The 19,626-nt window shown below is 68.6% G+C and carries 20 protein-coding genes; 7 read left to right on the top strand and 13 right to left on the bottom strand.

Going from position 1 to position 19,626, the window contains the following annotated elements:
* Positions 1 to 30 precede the first annotated feature (30 nt).
* Entirely contained in the window at positions 31 to 2,205 is a 2,175-nt protein-coding gene (katG, locus tag L0976_RS10660) for a catalase/peroxidase HPI (protein WP_234187269.1), read from the top strand.
* A gap of 57 nt (positions 2,206 to 2,262) precedes the next feature.
* On the opposite strand, the gene L0976_RS10655 is transcribed toward katG, so the two are convergent.
* Positions 2,263 to 2,442, bottom strand: a complete 180-nt coding sequence (locus tag L0976_RS10655; protein WP_234187268.1) for a hypothetical protein — start codon at positions 2,440 to 2,442, stop codon at positions 2,263 to 2,265.
* Positions 2,443 to 2,774: 332 nt separating this feature from the next.
* On the opposite strand from L0976_RS10655, the gene L0976_RS10650 reads away from it, so the two are divergent.
* From L0976_RS10650 to rpsU, 3 genes are all read left to right on the top strand, one after another.
* Positions 2,775 to 2,984: a cold-shock protein gene (locus L0976_RS10650; protein WP_203320287.1), complete on the top strand. Its 210-nt coding sequence runs from the start codon at positions 2,775 to 2,777 to the stop codon at positions 2,982 to 2,984.
* Between the two features lie 132 nt (positions 2,985 to 3,116).
* A complete protein-coding gene (locus tag L0976_RS10645; protein ID WP_203320286.1) occupies positions 3,117 to 3,404 on the top strand; it encodes a cold-shock protein in 288 nt (95 codons plus the stop codon).
* A 38-nt stretch (positions 3,405 to 3,442) separates the two neighbouring features.
* Positions 3,443 to 3,688 carry a 30S ribosomal protein S21 gene (gene rpsU, locus L0976_RS10640; protein ID WP_203320285.1) on the top strand — a complete coding sequence of 82 codons (246 nt, stop codon included), beginning with the start codon at positions 3,443 to 3,445 and terminating at the stop codon, positions 3,686 to 3,688.
* Between the two features lie 72 nt (positions 3,689 to 3,760).
* On the opposite strand, the gene L0976_RS10635 is transcribed toward rpsU, so the two are convergent.
* From L0976_RS10635 to L0976_RS10605, 7 genes are all read right to left on the bottom strand, one after another.
* Positions 3,761 to 4,588, bottom strand: coding sequence for a LysR family transcriptional regulator (locus L0976_RS10635; protein WP_234187267.1), 828 nt, complete (start codon positions 4,586 to 4,588; stop codon positions 3,761 to 3,763).
* A 124-nt stretch (positions 4,589 to 4,712) separates the two neighbouring features.
* Positions 4,713 to 5,903, bottom strand: a complete 1,191-nt coding sequence (locus tag L0976_RS10630) for an NnrS family protein (protein ID WP_234187266.1) — start codon at positions 5,901 to 5,903, stop codon at positions 4,713 to 4,715.
* Positions 5,900 to 6,652, bottom strand: a complete 753-nt coding sequence (locus tag L0976_RS10625; protein WP_203320282.1) for an ABC transporter ATP-binding protein — start codon at positions 6,650 to 6,652, stop codon at positions 5,900 to 5,902. The genes L0976_RS10630 and L0976_RS10625 overlap by 4 nt, the downstream gene beginning before the upstream one ends.
* Positions 6,649 to 7,458: an ABC transporter permease gene (locus L0976_RS10620; protein ID WP_234187265.1), complete on the bottom strand. Its 810-nt coding sequence runs from the start codon at positions 7,456 to 7,458 to the stop codon at positions 6,649 to 6,651. Before L0976_RS10620 ends, L0976_RS10625 begins: the two co-directional genes overlap by 4 nt.
* Before the next feature lie 4 nt (positions 7,459 to 7,462).
* The gene (locus L0976_RS10615) at positions 7,463 to 8,446 is read right to left on the bottom strand and encodes an ABC transporter substrate-binding protein (protein WP_234187264.1); all 984 of its coding nucleotides are present in this window, start codon (positions 8,444 to 8,446) and stop codon (positions 7,463 to 7,465) included.
* A gap of 15 nt (positions 8,447 to 8,461) precedes the next feature.
* The gene (locus tag L0976_RS10610) at positions 8,462 to 10,606 is read right to left on the bottom strand and encodes a TonB-dependent receptor (RefSeq protein WP_234187263.1); all 2,145 of its coding nucleotides are present in this window, start codon (positions 10,604 to 10,606) and stop codon (positions 8,462 to 8,464) included.
* Positions 10,607 to 10,732: 126 nt separating this feature from the next.
* Positions 10,733 to 12,016, bottom strand: a complete 1,284-nt coding sequence (locus tag L0976_RS10605) for a cystathionine gamma-synthase family protein (protein WP_203320278.1) — start codon at positions 12,014 to 12,016, stop codon at positions 10,733 to 10,735.
* A 302-nt stretch (positions 12,017 to 12,318) separates the two neighbouring features.
* Between L0976_RS10605 and L0976_RS10600 the strand changes: the two genes are divergently transcribed.
* Genes L0976_RS10600 through L0976_RS10590 form a run of 3 tightly spaced genes read left to right on the top strand, consistent with a single transcriptional unit; the run spans position 12,319 to position 14,890 of the window.
* Positions 12,319 to 13,413 (top strand): methionine ABC transporter ATP-binding protein, encoded by a 1,095-nt coding sequence (locus L0976_RS10600; protein WP_203320277.1) that lies wholly within the window; start codon positions 12,319 to 12,321, stop codon positions 13,411 to 13,413.
* Positions 13,403 to 14,071 carry a methionine ABC transporter permease gene (locus L0976_RS10595; protein ID WP_203320276.1) on the top strand — a complete coding sequence of 223 codons (669 nt, stop codon included), beginning with the start codon at positions 13,403 to 13,405 and terminating at the stop codon, positions 14,069 to 14,071. Before L0976_RS10600 ends, L0976_RS10595 begins: the two co-directional genes overlap by 11 nt.
* 42 nt (positions 14,072 to 14,113) lie before the next feature.
* Positions 14,114 to 14,890 carry a MetQ/NlpA family ABC transporter substrate-binding protein gene (locus L0976_RS10590; RefSeq protein ID WP_234187262.1) on the top strand — a complete coding sequence of 259 codons (777 nt, stop codon included), beginning with the start codon at positions 14,114 to 14,116 and terminating at the stop codon, positions 14,888 to 14,890.
* 230 nt (positions 14,891 to 15,120) lie between these two features.
* On the opposite strand, the gene L0976_RS10585 is transcribed toward L0976_RS10590, so the two are convergent.
* Genes L0976_RS10585 through L0976_RS10565 form a run of 5 tightly spaced genes read right to left on the bottom strand, consistent with a single transcriptional unit; the run spans position 15,121 to position 19,626 of the window.
* Positions 15,121 to 16,032 (bottom strand): FAD:protein FMN transferase, encoded by a 912-nt coding sequence (locus tag L0976_RS10585; protein WP_234187261.1) that lies wholly within the window; start codon positions 16,030 to 16,032, stop codon positions 15,121 to 15,123.
* 4 nt (positions 16,033 to 16,036) lie between these two features.
* Positions 16,037 to 16,618: a nitrous oxide reductase accessory protein NosL gene (locus L0976_RS10580; RefSeq protein WP_234187260.1), complete on the bottom strand. Its 582-nt coding sequence runs from the start codon at positions 16,616 to 16,618 to the stop codon at positions 16,037 to 16,039.
* Positions 16,615 to 17,436, bottom strand: a complete 822-nt coding sequence (locus L0976_RS10575) for an ABC transporter permease (protein WP_234187259.1) — start codon at positions 17,434 to 17,436, stop codon at positions 16,615 to 16,617. Before L0976_RS10575 ends, L0976_RS10580 begins: the two co-directional genes overlap by 4 nt.
* Positions 17,433 to 18,332 carry an ABC transporter ATP-binding protein gene (locus tag L0976_RS10570; RefSeq protein ID WP_234187258.1) on the bottom strand — a complete coding sequence of 300 codons (900 nt, stop codon included), beginning with the start codon at positions 18,330 to 18,332 and terminating at the stop codon, positions 17,433 to 17,435. The genes L0976_RS10575 and L0976_RS10570 overlap by 4 nt, the downstream gene beginning before the upstream one ends.
* The gene (locus L0976_RS10565; RefSeq protein WP_234187257.1) at positions 18,298 to 19,626 is read right to left on the bottom strand and encodes a nitrous oxide reductase family maturation protein NosD; all 1,329 of its coding nucleotides are present in this window, start codon (positions 19,624 to 19,626) and stop codon (positions 18,298 to 18,300) included. Before L0976_RS10565 ends, L0976_RS10570 begins: the two co-directional genes overlap by 35 nt.

Here is a 19,626-nt window from a genome sequence, read left to right as displayed (position 1 = left end):
CAGATCGAAGAAAATCCGTTGGAGGACCAAATGGATACGAAGACGACCACGACCGGCAAGTGTCCGGTCATGCATGGCGGTGCCACCGCGCTGGGCAATTCCGTCATGGAATGGTGGCCCAACGCGCTGAACCTCGACATCCTGCACCAGCACGACAGCAAGACCAACCCGCTGGGCAAGGACTTCAACTACCGCGAGGAGCTCAAGAAGCTGGACGTGGAAGCGCTGAAGGCGGACCTGCGCGCCCTGATGACCGACAGCCAGGAATGGTGGCCGGCCGACTGGGGCAGCTATGTCGGCATGATGGCGCGCGTCTCCTGGCACGCCGCGGGCTCCTACCGCGCGGCCGACGGCCGCGGTGGCGCGGGCACGGGCAACCAGCGCTTCGCCCCGCTCAATTCCTGGCCGGACAACGTCAACACCGACAAGGGCCGCCGCCTGCTCTGGCCGATCAAGAAGAAATACGGCAACAAGATCTCCTGGGCCGACCTCATCGCGCTCGCCGGCACCATCGCCTATGACGTCGCGGGCCTGAAGACCTTCGGCTTCGCCTTCGGCCGCGAGGACATCTGGGCGCCGGAAAAGGACGTCTACTGGGGTGACGAGAAGCAATGGCTCGCCCCGAGCGACGGCCGCTACGGCGACGTCTCCAGGCCCGAAACGCTGGAGAACCCGCTTGCCGCCGTGCAGATGGGCCTCATCTACGTCAACCCGGAAGGCGTCAACGGCCGGTCCGACCCGATGGCGACGGCCGCGCAGATTCGCGAGACCTTCGCCCGCATGGGCATGGACGACGAGGAAACCGTCGCGCTGACGGCCGGCGGCCACACCATCGGCAAGTCGCACGGCAATGGCAGCGCCGGCAACCTCAGCCCCGACCCGGAAGCCGCAGGCCCGGAATTCCAGGGCCTCGGCTGGATGAACACCAAGGGCCGCGGCATCGGCCGCGACACGGTCGTCTCCGGCATCGAAGGCGCCTGGACCTCCGAGCCGACCAAGTGGGACAACGGCTTCTTCGAGATGCTCTTCAAGCATGAATGGACGCTGACGCACAGCCCCGCCGGCGCATCGCAATGGGCGCCGATCACCATCGCCGAGGAAGACAAACCTGTCGACGTCGAGGATCCCTCGATCCGCACCATCCCGATGATGACCGATGCCGACATGGCGATGAAGGTGGACCCGGTCTACCGCGAGATCTCGCTGCGCTTCATGAACGACTTCGAGGCCTTCTCGGATGCCTTCGCCCGCGCCTGGTTCAAGCTGACTCACCGCGACATGGGGCCGAAGTCCCGCTATGTCGGCCCGGACGTTCCGGCCGAGGACCTCGTCTGGCAGGATCCGATCCCGGCCGGCCGAAAGGACTACGACATCGGCGGCGTCAAGGCGAAGATCGCCGCATCGGGCGTTTCGCCCGCCGACCTCGTCGCCACCGCCTGGGACAGCGCCCGCACCTTCCGCGGCTCGGATTACCGCGGCGGCGCCAACGGCGCGCGCATCCGCCTCGCCCCGCAGAAGGACTGGGAAGGCAACGAGCCGGCACGCCTGGCGCGCGTCCTCTCCGTCCTGGAGCCGATCGCGGCCGCATCGGGCGCAAGCCTTGCCGACGTCATCGTCCTGGCCGGCAACTGGGGCGTCGAGCAGGCGGCCAAGGCCGCGGGCTTCGACATCGAGGTGCCCTTCGCGCCGGGCCGCGGCGATGCCACCGCCGAGCAGACCGACGCGGACAGCTTCGCGCCGCTCGAACCGCTCGCCGACGGCTTCCGCAACTGGCAGAAGAAGGACTACGTGGTGAGCCCGGAAGAGCTGCTGCTCGACCGCGCCCAGCTCATGGGCCTGACCGCGCCGGAAATGACGGCGCTCGTCGGCGGGCTTCGCGTCATCGGCACCAACCATGCCGGCACCGCGCACGGCGTCTTCACCGACCGCCTCGGCGCCCTGACGACGGACTTCTTCACGACGCTGACCGACATGGCCTATTCCTGGGTCCCGACCGGCAGCAACGCCTACGACATCCGCGAGCGCAAGACCGGCGCGACGAAGTACACGGCGACCCGCGTCGACCTCGTCTTCGGCTCGAACTCGGTCCTTCGCGCCTATGCGGAAGTCTATGCCCAGGACGACAACAGGGAGAAGTTCGTCAAGGACTTCGTTGCCGCCTGGACGAAGGTCATGAACGCCGATCGCTTCGATCTCGCCGCATAACCTTCGCCGTCACGACAACGCCTTCCCCCGTCGGAACGGGGGGAGGCTGGACGCGCTCTAGGACTTGCCGGCCGGCTTGCGCTCGGCGTCCTTCGCGGATTTGCCGCTCGTACCCGAAGGGGCCTTTCCGGACCCCTCGCGCGCATGGGCCTCGGGGCCGGCGACTATCGTGCCCGGCTTGGTGCTGTCCCGGCTGCTCTTGTCCTTCGACTTGCTGTGTGCGGCCTGTTTTTCCATGGCTGCCCGTTCCTCCGTTAGAAGACGCATCCTTAACGGGGCTGCCCGCGTCCGGTTCCCTTCCAGCCTGTGCGGCCAAACTGCGCGACAGGATAGAAAATTCCGGTCATGCCGCTGGATTCATGGGCTTAAACTGGAATTGCCGAAGTCGATTTCCCTGCCTTGCAAATAAAATTTGTTGCATAAGTCGGCCCCGGCACCTATGTTCGATCTATCGAACTTTGCTTGCGACCTTTGTCTTCGGCCTTTCGGCTTGGCCAGATTTCCTCTCATCGTCGATCTACACGCGATCGTTTCGGGTCGCTTTCTTTAACGATTGAAAGGACATCGCCATGAACTCCGGTACCGTAAAGTGGTTCAACAGCACCAAGGGCTTCGGCTTCATCGCACCCGATGATGGCGCCAACGACGTCTTCGTGCACATCTCCGCAGTGGAGCGCTCCGGCCTCCGCTCGCTGGCCGAAGGCCAGAAGGTGAGCTACGACCTCGTACAGGACCGCAAGTCCGGCAAGGTTTCGGCAGACAATCTGCGCGCTGCCTAACAGGATCGTCGCCCCTTTTCGCCGACCACGGATGTACCGGCGGCAGGAAAGGGTGAGCGACGGGAAGAGGTCGGGGTAACGCCCGGCCTTTTTGTTTCCGCACACGGGACATGTTCCCGAAAGGCGTTGCGCATGAGCCGGACCGTTCACGCGATCGGCGACAGGGTGACGCTCAGGGCCAGCCTGTTCCGGCCGGCAGACACCGACAGGACCTGCCGCATTGTGGCGATCCTGCCTTCCGATCACGGGGAGGTACAGTATCGGGTCCGCATGGGCGAGGAGACGTGCGAACGCCGTATCGTCGCCAGCGACATCGAAGCGCCGGAAACGGCAAGGCCGGGCAAGACCGCCGGCCCATCATCCGCCCGCAGGGCAAACGAGCCGTGGTTCAAGCCATCGAGCATACGGATCAAGAAGTAACATCAGGAAGCCGCCGTGCGGCCAGGGAAGGACATATTTTGCAGGTTCTCGTCAGGGACAACAATATCGAGCAGGCCATCCGCGTTCTGAAGAAGAAGATGCAGCGCGAAGGCGTCTTCCGCGAAATGAAGGCGCGCAGCGCCTATGAGAAGCCTTCGGAGAAGCGGGCACGCGAAAAGGCCGACGCCATCCGCCGCGCCCGCAAGCTCGCGCGCAAGAAGGCGCAGCGCGAAGGCCTGCTTCCGGCACCGAAGAAGAAGCCGATGCCCGGCAGAGCCGCATAACGACGCATCCGACGCCGCTTGCGGGCCGCTGCGCCCCTTGCGGCCTGCCGGCCCTTCCGCCTTGAGGCCGCGTCAGCGCGCGACCTTCTTCAGGCCGGCCAGCGCGTCCTGCACGGCGCGCCGGCCCGCGGCCGATTCCGGATAGACGGCATAGGCGGGATAGGTGAATTCGGGCGCGCCTTCGACCCGTTCGAGCGCGCCGGACGCCAGATAGGGCGCGAGCGTTTTCCTGCGGAAATAGCCCATGCCGCCGGCCCGCAGGATATAGTGCAAAGCGAGCGGGCCGAAGCCGGCCTGGAGCGCCGGCTCGGCAAAGCCGCCCTGCCCGGCAAATTGCGGTCCCCAGTCGACATGGACGTAATCCGCCTCGCCGCCATCCGCGGGCAGGCCGGCCTTGCGCACCAGCACGAGCTGCTCCTCCTCCACCAGTTCGACCTTGAAGCCCGCCATCAGTCTGGGCGCATAGAGCACGGCGATGTCGAGCACGCCGGTGCGCAACTGCTCCAGCAACTGGTCGGGAATGCCGACCTCGGCACGGATGGCGACCTGCGGGCAGTTTCCCTTCATCCACACGAGCCAGTCGACCAGCATCGGGTTCCACAGGCTCGTCTCCCCGCCAATGGCGACGACGCCGGTGCGGCCGGGCGGCACGGTGAGCTGCTGGCGCGCCCGCTCCCATACCTGCACGAAGGATTGCGCGAAGCGCTCGAACTCCCGTCCCGCCGCCGTCAGCGCCGCGCCGTTGCGCGTGCGCACGAAAAGCCGGCGCCCCAGCGCCTCCTCCAGCGTGCGGATGCGCGCGCTCACCGTCGTCTGGGTGATGTGCAGCCGTTCCGAGGCCTTGAGGAAGCTGCCGGTATGGACGATCTCAAGAAAGGTGCGCGCCCGGTCGATATCCATGCGAAACCCCCGTTCGATGCAATTTTTTTGTTCTTATAGCGCGTCCGGGGCCGCTCGCCTTCCGCTTTCTCCGCCGCCCCACCCGGCGACCGCCGATCCCGCGCGGCCGGCGGGAAGGCGTGCCTCATCCCTCGCAGCCGGTATCCTGCCCGATGCCCGGCGCGGCCAGCATCGGCAGGAAGCCGTGCAGCCAGACGGCGAAGCTTGCCCCCCAGAGCACGGCGCTCACCGCATGGTGCGCGGGGGCAAGGCCCGAGGCGAAGCCGAATTCCGGCAGCACGCGCACCGCCGCGGCGGCGGCCATCAGCAGGGCCGCGCCATGGGCCTGCCAGGGAAGATGCGCCAGGTCGCGGCCGGTATGCCGCAGGCCGGCGATGATGAACACCGCCATCACCGCGCATCCGAGCGCCCCGACCGACAGCATGTGCAGGCCTGCGACCGGCGGAAGATCGAGGCCGAGCCGCGTCGCCCCGAGCGCCAGGAACCCCGCGCCGGCAAAGGCGTTGCCGAGCGCGAGCAGCGCCACCTCCGTCTTGAAGGCCGCCCGGCCGATGAACCATTCGGCGAGCCGGTCGAGGAAGGCGGCGCCCGCCGCCAGCGCCAGCCAGGCCGAAACGCCGCTTTCCGGCAGGAACAGCGCGGCGGCCATGTAGAGCACCGTCATCGCCGCCGCCGCGTGGCGCCGCCCGGGATGCGGCCGGTAGGGCGTCGTCTCGCCGGTCGGGTCGAGCGCCAGGTTGATCACCACGACATTGATGCGCGAGGCGGAGAGGGAAAACAGGACGATGAAGATGCAGAGCGCGGTTTCGAGCAGGCGGGCGGACAGCGCGGTCTCGCCGGCGAACCAGCAATAGCGCACGCCCGCTTCCACGGCTGCGAAGGCGAGGAGCCAGAACAGGAAGGCGAGATGCTTCGTCGTGCGGCGCGCCAGCATCGCCCGGCCGAGAAGGAGGGAGAGGACGAGCAGGAAGGCAAGGTCGAAGAGGCCGGCCAGCGGGCTCAGCGCATCCGCCCCCGTCGCGCCGACCAGCCGGGCGGGAAGCCACAGGGCGGCAAGACAGACGAGCGTGCGGCCCCGTGCCGGCCGGGTATCGGTCCATTCCGGCACGGCCGAGCCGAGGAAGCCGGCAAGCGCCATGCCGTAGGTGCCGAAGATCATCTCGTGCGCATGCCATTGCGCGGGCGGGATGCCGGCGGCGAAAGGCAGCGCGTAGCCCCCGGCGACCACCCACAGGAAGGGCAGCAGCGCGCCATGGGCGGCGGCAAGGGGAAAGAACAGCCGCAGCGCTTCTGCAAGGATCGGCCGTTTCCTCATCTCAGACGCTCCGCCGCCGAAAACAGTTCCTCGAAAAGGGGATCGCGCGACCATGCCTCCACCTGCTCGAAAATGGCGCGCTCGGAGCGCTCGCCCGGCCGGCCGGCAAGCGCCCGGCTGGCGGCGATGCGCCCGTTGCGGGCCGAGAGGACGACGATGCGGTCCGCGATACGGACGGCCTCGGCGAGATCGTGCGTCACCAGCAGCACCGAGAAGCCCTCTTGCCGGGCGGCGGCGATCAGCAGGTCCTGGAGGTGCCGGCGCAGGCCGACATCCGTCGCGCTGAAGGGCTCGTCGAGGAACAGCATGTCGGGATTGACGGCCAGCGCCCGGGCCACGTTCGCCCGCTGCCGCATGCCGCCGGAAAGCTCGGCCGGATATTTCGCGAAGTCGGTCTCCTCCAGGCCGACGGCGAGCGCGAGGCGTTCGGCCGTCGCGCGGCGCGCGGCCTTGCCCTCGCCCCGGGCGGAAAGGCCGTAGGCGATATTGTCCGTCAGCGTCATCCACGGCAGGAGGCGCGGTTCCTGGAACACCACCGCCTGGCGGCGGTATCCCCGCGATACCCGGCCCTTGACCGGCTCGACGATCCCGGCGGCGATCTGCAGCAGGGTCGTCTTGCCGCTGCCGGAAGGGCCGAGCAGGGCGACGGCCTCGCCCCTGCCGATGGAAAGGTCGAAGTCCTCGAAGAGGCTGCGCCCGAGAAAGGCGTGCCCGACGCGGGAGAAGGAAAGCGCCGTGCTTGCGGTCATCGCTTCACCCCCCAGGGCAGGCCGGCGCTGCGCCAGCGCTCGGCGGCCTCGCGCACCACATGCAGCACGCCGTAATCGGTGGCGAGCGCGAGCATGACGGTGATCGCGAGCCACGCCGTGACGAGCGGGATGTCGAAGAGCGCGCGCGCCGTCGCCAGCTCCCCGCCGATGCCGCCGGAATTGGACAGGAGCTCCGCCATGACCGTGACCTTCCAGGCGCTGCCGGCCGTCGTCGTCCAGGCGGGAAAGAGGTAGGAAAGCACGTGCGGCAGCGTGATGGTGCGCAGCCGGTAGAGCCAGGACGCGCCGAAGGACTGGGCCATGATGTCGAGCTGCCGGTCGCGCTTGGCGACGCCCTCGAGCGCGCCGGCGAAGGAGAGCGGCGCGGAGGCGATGACGACCGTCATGACGGCCGTGCCGCCCGAGGAGCCAAACCAGATCAGCGCGAGCACGATCCAGCCGATCGGCGGCACGCCGAGCATCACCGTGACCACCGGCTTCATCAGCCGCATGGCGGCGAAGGAATAGCCCGCGAGAAGCCCGCTCATCGTGCCGATGACGGCGGCGAGCGCAAAGCCGGAAAGCGCCCGGCCGGCGCTCTGCCCGAGGATCGTCCAGAAGTCCGGCCGCGTCACGAGCGTGCCGATGGCCGCCGCGGTTTCCGCCGGCGACGGCAGGATGAAGGAGCCGTAGATCTCGTGCCCGGCCTGCCAGACGGCGAGGAAGCAGAAGATGCCGGCAAGGCCTGCCCAGCCGGCCCACAGATAGCGGCCCGTCCAGCCGAGGCCGGCGAGGATGGGGCTCATGGCATCACACCAGGTAGAACCCGTCGCCCGGCAGCTTCCCGCCGATGATCGCCGGGTTGGCCTCAGCCAGCACGCCGTAGAAGCCCTCCAGCGTCCTGCGCGCCGCGCTGGCGGGGATCGCGCTGAGATGGCTGGTCGGGAAGGAGGCGGCGATGATCTCCGGCGGGAAGCCGAGCGCATCGGCGACGGCATCGGCGGCCACCCCGGGATCGGCGAGCGCATCGGCAAGTGCCGCCTCGATCGCCTTCTGCAGGGCGCTGGTCCCGCCCCTGCCGAGCGCCTGCTGCACCTCGCCCGTCAGCGCGAGCCCGGCCTGGGGGATCTCCGCCGTGCCGGCGACGGAGCGCCATTCGGCCTGCACGTCGATGACGCGGTGGACGGTCATGAACAGCGACTTCGCCTTGATGATGACGCCCGTCGCCGCCGGCTCGCTGAGGAGGGCGGCATCGGCGCGGCCGGTCAGGAGAAGCTGGACGGCCTCGGGCGGCGAGGCCGTGTATTCGAGCGAGACCTCGCCCTGCCCCAGCCCGGCCTGTGCCAGCAGCCGCGCCATCACGAAATCCGGCATGTCGTTCTTGAACGGCAGGGCGAGCGTCCTGCCCTTCAGCCCGGCGACCGTCGTCAGGCTCTCGTCCTTGGAGACGATGTAAAGCAGGCCCGTCGTCAGGACATTGAGGAGGCCGATGCCGAGGCCCCTGTTGTGCAGGTTGGCGGCGGCGTAGCTCGGCATCACCACCGCGCCCATCGAACCGGAGGCGACGGCGGCGCGCATCTCGTCCGGCGTCTTCCAGGCGCGGAAGACCGCCGAGGGCGCGACGTCCTTCAGGAAGCCGGCCTTGACCGCATGGGCGAGCACGGCGGAGGGCGCGGCCGGCGGGCCGTACAGCGTCAGCGGCGCGGCGGCCCTCAGGATCGGAGGCGCCGAAAGGGTTGCGACGGCAAGCGCGGAAAGGCCCGCGAGAACGTCACGGCGGGTAGGAAGGGTCATGTCGTCGTCCTTTCGTCAGAAGCGGGCCTTGATGCCGGCATAGAAGCCGCGGCCGTCGCCCGGCAGGTAGACCGCCTGCCCCGGGGTCGCCTGATCGAGGATCAGGGTGGAGGAGGCATAGGTCTTGTCGAACAGGTTGGTAACGGCGCCGTAGACGCTGAAGGCCTCGTTGATGCGGTATTCGGTCTTGAGGTCCACCACCGCATAGGGATCGGCATAAAGCGTGTTCATGTTGTCGACGGGCGTCTTCGCCGGAACCCATTGCAGGGACGCGCCGATGTCCCAGTCCTCCGTCACGGCATATTGCAGCGCCAGGTGCACGACATGGCGCGGCGCGCCGGCAAGGCGGTTGTCGCCGCGCGTCGCGTCGCCGTCGAAACGGAAATCCTGGAACGTATAGGCGAGCCGGCCCGTCAGCCCGTCGAGGATCTCGCCCGTCACGCCGAGCTCCAGCCCCGCATGGATCGTCCGGTCGGCATTGAAGGCCGCCAAAAGCGAGCCGCTCGTGTCGCGCAGGCTCAGAAGCTCGTTGTCCACCCAGGAATAGTAGGCCACGGCGTCCACCGTCCAGGCATCGTGATCGCCCCGCCAGCCGATCTCGACCGTGGTTGCCGTCTGGGCATCGAGGCCGGGCGTGGAAAAGCCGGTGGGCGAGGCATTGGGCGTGCCGCCCGTGGTGCCGAGCAGGTCGTCATGGGTCGGCGGCTCGAAGCTGCGGCTGACCGCGGCGAAGAGCATGTTGCTCTCGTCGGGCCGCCAGCTTGCCGCCAATGCCGGCGACCAGCCGCCGTAGCTGCGGTCATAGCTCGTATCGACCGCCGGGACCTGGGTGACGACGCCTCCCGGGAAACTCAGCCGCGGGCGGGTCGCCGCGCCCCAGAGATCGTCGTTGCCGCGCGTCGCATGGGTGTAGGACAGCGAGGGCGAGATCGTCACCGCCGCGCCGACCGGCAGGTTGACGCCGGCGGAGAGCGACAGGGTGGCGGCGTCGAGATCGTTCTTCGAGAAGGCCGGCCCGTCGGCGCCCATGCGGTTGATGTTGTAGGTCCGCTCCGCCGAGCCGAGCGAATATTGCGCGGTCGTCTCGAAGAGCGGCAGGAGCGCGTCCGCGTCCGGCTGGTAGGCATAGCGCAGGAGGCCCGTCAGGTCGCCGCCCTCGGTGCGGCGCACGCCGCTCGAGATCGGGAAGCGGAACATGTCCTTCGTATAGGTATAGCCGAGCCCGATGTCGAAGAGATGGTCGTCGAGGGTGATCGAGGTGCGCGAGCCGACGAGGAACTGGCTGGCCTCGCGGCGCGGCCTGTCGCGGACGACATTGGGCCCCATGCTCGTCGGCGGCCCGGGCGAGACCTGCGTCGGATCCGCCTCCAGCGCGCTCCGCGTCAGCGGGCCGGAGACGTCGAAGCCGAGGTCGGTATAGCCGATGAAGGCGCGCGTCGTGACAAGGTCGGAGAGCGCGGCCTCGACCGTGCCGCCGAGGCTGGTGCGGCGGGAGCCGTTGTGCTGGCGGAAGCCGTCGCGGCGGCTGCTGTCGATGGAGAAGCTGCCGGCGAAGCGATCCGTGTCGAAGCCGGTCCTTGCGGAAGCCTCCGCCGCGCCGAAGCTGCCGCCGCCGGCCGACAGGCGCGTTCCCGCTTCCACGGGCGACGCGAAATTGATGGCCCCGCCGAGCACGCTGGCGCCGAGGCGGTTGGCGGTATAGCCGCGATAGACCTCAATCAGGCTCGACTGGCCGGGATTGGCAAGGCCGACGATGTAGGAGCCGTCCGCCCGGTTGATCGGCAGGCCGTCCCTGAGGACGAGGATGCCGCGCTCGACCGGGTTCTGCTGCAGGCCGGAGCCGCGGATCTGCACGCGCGGCTGGTCGTTGCCGCCGAAGAAGCGCTGCACGACGACGCCGGGCACCAGCGCCAGCGCCTCCGAAAGGGTCGGCACCGCGCGCGCGGCCATGTCCTCACCGCCGATGGCCGCCACGCCGCCGGGAATGGCGGCGAGCCGCTCCCGCGCCTTTTCGGCCGTATCGCTCCACCTGTTGCCGTCGACCACGATCGCGTCGAGGACCGTGGTCGAGCCGGGCGTTGCCGACTGTGCCCAGACCCCCGTTGCCGTGCCCGCCAGCAGGAATGCCGCCAGAAAGCCCAGTCCACCGTTGCGCGCCATGATAACCCCCGCTCGCCGATTGCCTTGCGGTGGGAATTGCATATCCGGCGAAGGCCGCTCTTTGCGCTGGCGCAAATAAGAGTCAAAACTTGAGTTTTGCAGACATGTTTATGCGCAGGAAGCCGCTCAGGCCGCGTCCAGCGCCAGCGTCAGGTCGGCGATGAGGTCGTCCGGATGCTCGATGCCGATGGAAAGGCGGATGGTCGATTCCAGCACGCCGATGCGCTCGCGCACCTCCACCGGCACGCCCGAATGCGTCATCGTCGCGGGATGGGAGGCGAGCGATTCCGTTCCGCCGAGGCTGACGGCGAGCTTGAAGATCGTCAGCGCGTTCAGGAAGCGGAACGAGGCCGCCTGCCCGCCCCTGATGTCGAAGGAGAAGGTGGAGCCCGCGCCGGTGCACTGGGCGGCGAAGGCGCGGCCGACGGGCGATTGCGGATCGTTGTAGGGCAGGTAGTGGATGGTCTCGACCTTGGGATGGTCGCGCAGGAAGCCGGCGACCGCCGCGGCATTGCCGTTCGCCCGCTCCATGCGGATCTGCAGCGTTTCCAGCGACCGTCCGAGCATCCAGCAGGAATGCGGATCGAGCTGCGTGCCGATGGCGCCCCTCAGCGCCTTCACCTGCTTCATGACCGCTTTCGGCCCGAGCGCCGCCCCCGCGATGAGGTCGGAATGGCCGCCGACATATTTCGTCAGCGAGTAGAGCGAGATGTCCGCGCCATGCTCGATCGGCCGCTGGAAGACCGGGCCGAGCAGCGTGTTGTCGCAGGCGACGACCGGCCTGTGGCCCTGCCGTTCGCCGATCCTGTCCGCGACGCGGCGGATCATCGCGACGTCGACCAGGCTGTTGGTGGGGTTTGCGGGCGTCTCGACGAGGATCACCGAGACGCGGCCCCTGCCCATCGCCTCCTCGGCCGCCGCCGTCACCGACGCCTCGCTGACGCCGTCGGCAAAGCCCACGGCCGCAACGCCGAGATTGAGGAACGTGCGGGCGAGCAGCGTCTCCGTGCCGCCGTAGAGCGGCTGCGAATGCAGCACGGCATCGCCCGGGCGCACGAAGGCAAGGAGGGTCGTGGCAATGGCCGACATGCCGGAGGAGAACAGCGCGCAGCTTTCCGTGCGCTCGTAGACGGCCAGCCGGTCCTCGACGATCTCGCTGTTGGGATGGTTGAAGCGCGAATAGACGAGGCCCGCGCCCCTGCCCTCCGGCGGCTCCTTGCGGCCGGAGACGTAGTCGAAGAAATCCCGGCCGTCCTCGGCCGACTTGAAGACGAAGGTCGAGGTCAGGAAGACCGGCGGCTTGACGGCGCCCTCGGAAAGCTCCGGGTCGTAGCCGTAGTTGAGCATCTGCGTTTCCGGGTGCAGGGCATGGTTGCCGATATGGGTCCTCGGCGGGTGCGGCGCGGTCATGGAAGGTCTCCTCGGTTGATGTCGCGAGTCCGGATGCGGATCATATCAAACATTGCGGCGCGGCGATCGGCCAAAAGTCCCGCTTCGCGAAGGCTGGAATGAGGTTATTTTCCCCGATGACGCGCTTTTAGGAATTTCATTCCTGTAAAACGCCGGCTACTCACGGCAAGAGTGCGGCGATCGGCCCGGAACCGGCGCCCTGTGACGGAGGGTCGCCCTTGATGGAGGGCGCCACGTCTTCGCATGAGGGAGCGGCGGTGCTATCTGCACCGGACGATCGGACTGAACGCGTGAGCTTGAAAATGACACTTCCAACCGCCGCGGCCGCGGCCCTGCCGCAGGACCGCGCGGACACCGCGCCCATGGTCGCCTTCGAAGGCGTGACGAAACGCTTCGGCGATGCCGCAAACGCCTTCGTCGCGCTCGACGGCGTCGACATGACGGTCGGCCGCGGCGCGATCACCGGCATCATCGGCCGCTCCGGCGCGGGCAAGTCGACGCTCATCCGGCTCGTCAACGGCCTTGAAAAGGCGACCTCCGGCAGGGTCGTGGTCGACGGGACGGAGGTGGGCGCGCTCAACGAGGCGGCGCTGCGGGGCCTGCGCCGCGAAGTCGGCATGATCTTCCAGCACTTCAATCTCCTGTCCTCGCGCACCGCCTTCGACAATATCGCCCTGCCGCTGGAGATCGCCGGGCTCGACCGCGCCGCCATCCGCGCCAAGGTTGGCCCGCTTCTCGACCTCGTCGGCCTCGGCGACAAGGCGGAACGCTATCCCTCCGAACTGTCCGGCGGGCAGAAGCAGCGCGTCGGCATCGCCCGCGCGCTCGCCACTTCGCCGAAGCTGCTGCTCTCGGACGAGGCGACCTCGGCGCTCGACCCGGAGACTACCCAGTCGATCCTCGCGCTCCTCAAGCAGATCAATGCCGATCTCGGCCTCACCGTGCTGCTGATCACCCACGAGATGGAGGTGGTCAAGACCATCGCCTCGCATGTCGCGGTCATCGACAAGGGCCGCATCGTCGAGCAGGGGCCGACCTTCGACATCTTCACCGCGCCGAAGCACGAGACGACGAAGATCCTGCTTTCCTCCACGCTCGGCACCAGCCTGCCGGAATGGCTGCGCTCCGGCGTGAAGGCCGCGCCTTCTGCGGGCGACCGCATCCTCGTGCGCCTCACCTTCTTCGGCGCGACGGCCTTCCAGCCGCTGACGGCGCGGCTCGTCACCGAGATCGGCGGCGACGTCAACATCCTCGCCGGTTCCATCGAGGAGATCGCCGGCGAGCCCTTCGGCACGCTGGTCGTCGCCTATCCGGCAACGCCCGAGGTCCTGGACCGCGCCGCCCGCTTCTATGCCGCAACCGGCCTTTCCACGGAGGTGCTCGGCTATGTCGCCTGACATGCTTTTCGACCTGCTCTGGAAATCCCTGCTGCAGACCCTGCACATGGTGGCCGTGTCCGGCCTCGTCGGCTCGCTGATCGGCCTGCCGATCGGCGTCTTCCTCGCCACCAGCGGCAGGAACGAGCTCTTCCCCGCCCCGGCGCTCAACCATGCGATCGGGCTCGTCGTCAACGCGGCGCGCTCGACGCCGTTCATCATCCTCGTGGTCGCCATCATCCCGTTCACCCGCCTCCTGACGGGCACGTCGATCGGCACGACGGCGGCCATCGTGCCGCTGACCATCGCCACCGTTCCCTTCTTCGCCCGCCTCGTCGAGGCGGCGATCCGCGAGATCGACAAGGGGCTGATCGAGGCGGCCCGCGCCATGGGCGCGACGCCCATGCAGATCGTCTTCAAGGTGCTTCTCGCCGAGGCCCGCCCGGCGATCCTGCTCGCCTTCACCATGACCATCGTCAGCCTGATCGGCTATTCGGCGATGGTCGGCGCGGTCGGCGGCGGCGGTCTCGGCGACCTCGGCATCCGCTACGGCTACCAGCGCTTCATGCCGGAGGTGATGCTGGCCGTGGTGGTCGTGCTCATCGTCCTCGTGCAGCTCGTGCAGAGCGCGGGCGACGCGCTCGCCCGCCGCTTCGACAAGCGCAACCGCAAGAGCTGATTTCCGCCCTCCCAAGCCTCATGTAACATCAAGGAGATACACATGATGAAATTCCTCGTTTCAGTGGCGCTGGCCGCCCTCATCAGCGTTCCGGCACTCGCCGAAGACATCAAGGTCGGCGTCACGCCCGGCGAGCACGCCCAGATCATGGAGAAGGTCAAGGAGATCGCCGCCAGGAAGGGCCTCAACATCGAGATCCTGGAATTCTCCGACTATGTCGTGCCGAACCAGGCGCTGGCCGATGGCGACCTCAACGCCAATTCCTTCCAGCACCAGCCCTATCTCGACAACCAGATCGCCGACCGCGGCTTCGACCTCGTCGGCGTCGGCAAGACCATCACCACGCCGATGGGCGTCTATTCGAAGAAGGTCAAGAGCCTCGCGGAACTGGCGGACGGGGCGACCGTCGCCATCCCGAACGACCCGACGAACGGCGGCCGCGCGCTGCTCATCCTCGCCAGGGAAGGCCTCATCAAGGTCAATCCGGACGCGGGCCTGAAGGCCGGCCCGGCAGACGTCACCGAGAACCCGAAGAACATCCAGTTCTCCGAGCTCGACGCCGCCCAGCTTCCGCGCTCGCTCGACGACGTGGACGCCGCCGTCATCAACACCAACTATGCGCTGGAAGCGGGCCTGCATCCGAAGTCCGACGCCATCGCCATCGAAGGTAGCGAGTCGCCCTATGCCAACCTGATCGTCGTGCGCAGCGCCGACAAGGATGCGCCGTGGGTCAAGACGCTTGTCGAATCCTACCACGACGACAGCATCAAGGCCTTCATCAACGACGAGTTCAAGGGCGCCCTGATCCCGTCCTGGTAATCGACGAAGCGCGACGCCCCGCCGGCCGGCGGGGCGCTCCGCCTGTTGACAACCTCGCCTTGCCACGACCGTCATCCTCGGCCTTGTGCCGAGGATCTGCCAACGCGTTGAGAAATCGGGACGTCGCAGATGCTCGGGACAAGCCCGAGCATGACGGAAGGGGAGTTGTCGCACCCAGCAGGCTGGACGCCCTGCCGGCCGTGGGGGCGTTTCTTTCAGATAATCCTCCCTTAGAGGCTGTTTTCCAGCCGCGCGCCGTCGAAGCGGCCGGCAAGCGCGAGGATCGCGTCCCTGTCCGGCATCAGGCAGGCGGCCGTGGCCAGCGCGTCGGCGATGGCGGCGGACGGCGCCGAGATCGAAACGGCACGCCACCTTGCGGGCGCCGGCATTCCGGTCTTCGGATCGAGGATATGGCCGTCCCTTCCGGCCTGGTCGAATGTCGTGCCGAGCGCGGCGGAGGTGGCAAGCGCCCGCTGGCGCAGCCCGAGGCGCTCGCCCGTTTCCAGCCGGACCGGCCATCCGCCGCCCTCCGGCCTGCCGCCGAGCGCGCGCAGTTCGCCGGTGTCGACCAGGATGTCGGTGAGGCCCTCGGCCTCCAGCAGCGCGGCCACCCGGTCGGCGACATAGCCCTGGCCGATGCCGTTCAGCGTGAGCGCCGTGCCGGGGCGAAGGGTGATCGCCGCCGCATCCATCTCCACCCTGTCCCAGCCGGTCTTCCGCCGCACGCGCTCCAGCGCCCCGGCGTCGGGCCGCGTTCCGTCGGCGGCGGCCTGCGCCCAGAGCGCCCACAGCGGCTGCACCGTCGGGTCGAAAAGCCCGCCGCTCGCATGGTGCACGGCGCCGGCCAGCGACAGGCATTCCAGCAGCTCGAAGGGCGGAGCGGAAAGATGCCCCTCCCGGTTGAGCCGCGACAGGGCGCTGGCGGGACGGTAGAGGCTGAGGATGTTCTCCAGCCGGTCGATCTCGGCCATGACGCGGGCGGCGACAGCCTCGCCGTCCGGATGGACGAGCCGGATCGAGGCGCGCGCGCCGAGCGCCTGCCCGGTCCACAGGCGGGCGGTTGCAGGATTGGCGCGCGCGACGGCGGGCAGCACGGCCAGCGCGGCGGATATGGCGATCAGGCGGCGGCGGGTCAGCATCATCGGGTCATTCTCCGGCTGGATGGGGCAAGGCGCGCAGACGGCCGAGATAGTCGGCGTCGTCGGGCTCGGGCACCGCGCCGGTCTCCACCGGCGTCAGGACCATGGCATCGGTAATATCGGCAAGCGCCAGCACGCGCCCGCCCTCGACAAGCGCAAAGGCCGCCGCCCGTTCGCGGTTGGAGAAGGGCACGGTCTCCGGCGCGCCCATGCCGCCCTGCCGGGCGGAGCCGACCACGTAGAAAGCCTTGTCGGCGGCGATCCAGTTGCCCTTGCCGGGTTCTTCCCATGTCGCGCCGGCCGCGCCCATGTCGTTGACATAGACGGCGACGATCGGCGCGACCTGCTCGGGCGCGCGGGTATAGGCGATGGCGTCGCGCACCTGGCTGAAGAACAGCGGCGCCGCGTTGCCCTCGAGGAAGACCTGCGCCTTGGGGCCGGGATGCTCCAGCAGGTTCATCTGGCAGTAATGGCCGAGCGTCTCGGGCGTCATCTCCTGCGGCTTGAAGGTCTGCGCCACGTCCTCCTTGCAGGCGGACAGCAGCGCCAGCGCCGCGAGGAACACGGCATGGCGGAAAGGCACCCTCATGGCGTCACCCTCCGGAAGGCGGCGACGGCGAGCGCGACAGCGGCGAGTGGCCAGACAAGGAGCGAGGCCGCCGATTGCCAGAGCGGTATGGCCTCCGCCGCCCCGCCGATGCCGCCGGCCGCCGCGACGGCCTGCGCGGCGGAGAGATTGAAGACGCGGAAGGCATCGGCCGGGTTGGCGAGCAGCGCCACGGGCAGCGCCTGCGTGGTGAAGGCCCCGCCGCCGTCGGTGACGATCAGCGCGAGAAGCGCAAGGTCGTAGAGCACCACGGCGGCAAGCCACAGGGCGATGGCCAGACCCGCCGCGCTTGAAGGCCGGCGGGCGAGCGCAGAGAGCGCATAGCCCGCGCCGAGGAAGGTCGCGCCGAGCACGACCGACGACCAGATCAGCCGCCAGAGCGCGCCGAGCCCCTCGACCGCGGCCGGGTCGGTCCAGACGGCCACCAGCGCGGCCGCGCCATAGCCGAGCGTCGCGGCAAGGCCGAGGATCGCCAGATGCGCCAGGAGCTTGCCGAGGAGGATCTGCAGGCGCGAGACGGGATAGGTCAGGAGCAGCGGCAGCGTGCCGCGCTCCACCTCGCCCGCCACCGCATCGAAGCTCATCAGCAGCGCCAGCAGCGGCACCAGATAGACGGCGAGCGAGGTCAGGGACGCGACCGTGACGGAGAGCCGGTCGACGCCGACCTCGCCGGTCGGCGCGGAGCCGGCGGCGGCCAGCACCAGCGCGAAGAGCACCATCATGCCGGTGGCGATGGAAACCCAGCGGTTGCGGAGCGCGATGCGGAATTCGCAGACCGCGGTGGCGAGGATGCGGCTCATTGCCCGTCCCTCCGGCTGAAATGGCTGTAGATGTCCTCGAGGCTCGGCGGGATGACGTCGAGATCGGCGATCTTCGTCCCGAGCGCGGCGATGCCGGCAAGAAGCGGCAGCTTGTCGGCCTGCGCGCAGGTGAGGCGCAGGACGCCGTCCTCGCCGGGCAGGCCCTGCGGATAGGCGGCGGCGAGCGCGGCCGCATGGTCGGGCGCCGGGCGGACGAGGAGAGAGACCGGCAGCGCCGCGCGGGCGCGCAGCGCGGCGAGCGTGCCTTCCGCCACCAGCCGGCCGCCGGACAGGATGAGGATGCTGTCGGTGCGCGCCTCCACCTCCGTCAGGACGTGGGAGGACAGGAGGATCGCTGTCCCCTCGGCGGAAAGCCCGTCGAGCAGGTCGTAGAAATCGCGCCGCGAGACGGGATCGAGGCCGGAGGTCGGCTCGTCGAGGACGAGAAGGCGGGGGCGGCCGATCAGCGTCTGGGCAAGGCCGACGCGCTGGCGCATGCCCTTGGAATAGGTGCCGATGCGCCGCCGCGCGGCATGGGCAAGGCCGACGCGCGACAGGAGCTCCATCGCCTGGCGCGGGCTTTCGCCGCGCAGCGAGAGATAGTAGCGGAGCTGCTCCTCCCCGGTCAGGGCCGGGTGGAAGGCGGCGTTCTCCGGCAGGTAGGCGACCTGCGACCTGGCGGCGGGCGAGCCCGGCCGCGCGCCGCAGACGGATACCTCGCCGCCGTCGAAGGGGATGAGGCCGAGGACGATCTTCATCATCGTCGACTTGCCGGCGCCGTTGTGGCCGAGCAATGCGGCGCGCTTTCCGGCCATGAGGGTCAGCGAGACGTCCTGCAGCGCCTCCACGTCGCCGAAGCGCTTAGTGAGCCGAGAGATCGTCAGGGTCGGTGTCATCGTCATTTCCTTCGGTCCAGCGCCCGGCGGTCTCGGCCTCATAGCCGAGGATTTCGGGCGGGACGGATATGGTCAGGGGCTTCATCAGCGGCGCGCTGTCGCGCACGCCGCCGGGAAGCGTCGCGGGAAAGTCCCGCTGGCTCCAGCGCACGAGCTGCACGGCGGGCGAGCCGATGAGGAGGCTTGCCGCCGGCTGCGACCAGAGGATCTGGTCCATCAGGTCGTTCGGGCGGTAGAAGCTGTCGGCGATGCCGTCGCCGTTGAGGTCGAAGGCCGGATGATCGGACCAGAAATTGCCCCGGCCCTCATGGCTCCATTCGATGTTGCGCGTGCCGACATATTTCACCTGCTCGCGGTTGGCGATGAAGGCGTTGCCGGTCAGCACGTTCTTCTCCGAGCCGGCGGTGAAATGGATGCCGATGCCGCAGCCCTCGAAACGGTTGTTCCAGATGAGATTCTTGTGGGCGTTGTAGATGAAGAGGCACTTCTTCGTGCCGCCGCGCACCAGGTTGCCGCTGACGTCGGCATTGTTGGCGTAGTTCAGCATCAGCCCGTGCTCGCGGTCGCCGAGGCTGAGATTGTCGAGGATCTTCGCCCGGTCGGAGAACATGATGGCGAAGCCCAGATGGTTGCCGACCGAGACATTGCCGGACACCTCGGTATTGCGCGTGTACATGAAATGCACGGCGAAGCGCAGGTCCCGCATGGTGTTGCCGCGATAGACGCTGTTCGCGCTGGCGTTCGAGAAGATGCCGTCGCGGCCGTAGCGGATGGCATTGCCCTCCAAGAGCGTGCCGGGGCTGTTCCAGACGTAGATGCCGTTGCCGCGCTCGTTCATGCGCGGGCTCTTGATGCCGACGATCTCGTTGCCCGTGACGGCGGCGTCGCGGCCGCCATGCACGTCGATGCCGTGCATGTTGCCGGTGACGAGCAGCCTTGCGATCCGGGCGCGATCGGCGCCCGTGAGGATCTTCACGCCCGCGTCGAGATCCTGGTTGACGTGCCCCGAACCGGTGACGGTGAACCCGGTCAGCGTCACGTCGGGCGCGGTGATCGTCATCACGCTGCCTTCGCCGAGACCGTCCACCACCGCCCCGCGCGGGCCGGTGATGGTGAGCGGGCGGTCGATGACGACGGGGCCGGCATAGGTCCCGTCGCCGAGGACAAGCACATCGCCGGGGTCCGCCCCGGCGATGGCGGCTGAAAGGCTGCCCGCCCCCGGCGCAACCGCGCGCTCCGCCGCCGCAAGCGGCGAAGCGAGAAGGAGGCCGATGAGAAGGACGGGCAGGCGCAT

This window comes from Shinella sp. NM-101 (assembly GCF_021401195.1).
GTDB lineage: Bacteria > Pseudomonadota > Alphaproteobacteria > Rhizobiales > Rhizobiaceae > Shinella.
The sequence above is the reverse complement of the archived record's forward strand: the minus strand, read 5'-3'. Positions and strand labels throughout refer to the sequence as shown.

Excerpts from the sequence above, each read along its gene's own strand:
- L0976_RS10580 (WP_234187260.1), bottom strand. The coding sequence starts at position 16,618 with ATGAGGGTGCCTTTCCGCCATGCCGTGTTCCTCGCGGCGCTGGCGCTG.
- L0976_RS10610 (WP_234187263.1), bottom strand. The coding sequence starts at position 10,606 with ATGGCGCGCAACGGTGGACTGGGCTTTCTGGCGGCATTCCTGCTGGCG.
- L0976_RS10565 (WP_234187257.1), bottom strand. The coding sequence starts at position 19,626 with ATGCGCCTGCCCGTCCTTCTCATCGGCCTCCTTCTCGCTTCGCCGCTT.
- L0976_RS10605 (WP_203320278.1), bottom strand. The coding sequence starts at position 12,016 with ATGACCGCGCCGCACCCGCCGAGGACCCATATCGGCAACCATGCCCTG.
- L0976_RS10620 (WP_234187265.1), bottom strand. The coding sequence starts at position 7,458 with ATGAGCCCCATCCTCGCCGGCCTCGGCTGGACGGGCCGCTATCTGTGG.
- L0976_RS10590 (WP_234187262.1), top strand. The coding sequence starts at position 14,114 with ATGATGAAATTCCTCGTTTCAGTGGCGCTGGCCGCCCTCATCAGCGTT.
- L0976_RS10635 (WP_234187267.1), bottom strand. The coding sequence starts at position 4,588 with ATGGATATCGACCGGGCGCGCACCTTTCTTGAGATCGTCCATACCGGC.
- L0976_RS10645 (WP_203320286.1), top strand. The coding sequence starts at position 3,117 with ATGAGCCGGACCGTTCACGCGATCGGCGACAGGGTGACGCTCAGGGCC.
- L0976_RS10615 (WP_234187264.1), bottom strand. The coding sequence starts at position 8,446 with ATGACCCTTCCTACCCGCCGTGACGTTCTCGCGGGCCTTTCCGCGCTT.
- L0976_RS10570 (WP_234187258.1), bottom strand. The coding sequence starts at position 18,332 with ATGACACCGACCCTGACGATCTCTCGGCTCACTAAGCGCTTCGGCGAC.
- L0976_RS10625 (WP_203320282.1), bottom strand. The coding sequence starts at position 6,652 with ATGACCGCAAGCACGGCGCTTTCCTTCTCCCGCGTCGGGCACGCCTTT.
- L0976_RS10575 (WP_234187259.1), bottom strand. The coding sequence starts at position 17,436 with ATGAGCCGCATCCTCGCCACCGCGGTCTGCGAATTCCGCATCGCGCTC.
- L0976_RS10655 (WP_234187268.1), bottom strand. The coding sequence starts at position 2,442 with ATGGAAAAACAGGCCGCACACAGCAAGTCGAAGGACAAGAGCAGCCGG.
- L0976_RS10600 (WP_203320277.1), top strand. The coding sequence starts at position 12,319 with ATGACACTTCCAACCGCCGCGGCCGCGGCCCTGCCGCAGGACCGCGCG.
- L0976_RS10630 (WP_234187266.1), bottom strand. The coding sequence starts at position 5,903 with ATGAGGAAACGGCCGATCCTTGCAGAAGCGCTGCGGCTGTTCTTTCCC.
- katG (WP_234187269.1), top strand. The coding sequence starts at position 31 with ATGGATACGAAGACGACCACGACCGGCAAGTGTCCGGTCATGCATGGC.
- L0976_RS10650 (WP_203320287.1), top strand. The coding sequence starts at position 2,775 with ATGAACTCCGGTACCGTAAAGTGGTTCAACAGCACCAAGGGCTTCGGC.
- L0976_RS10585 (WP_234187261.1), bottom strand. The coding sequence starts at position 16,032 with ATGATGCTGACCCGCCGCCGCCTGATCGCCATATCCGCCGCGCTGGCC.
- L0976_RS10595 (WP_203320276.1), top strand. The coding sequence starts at position 13,403 with ATGTCGCCTGACATGCTTTTCGACCTGCTCTGGAAATCCCTGCTGCAG.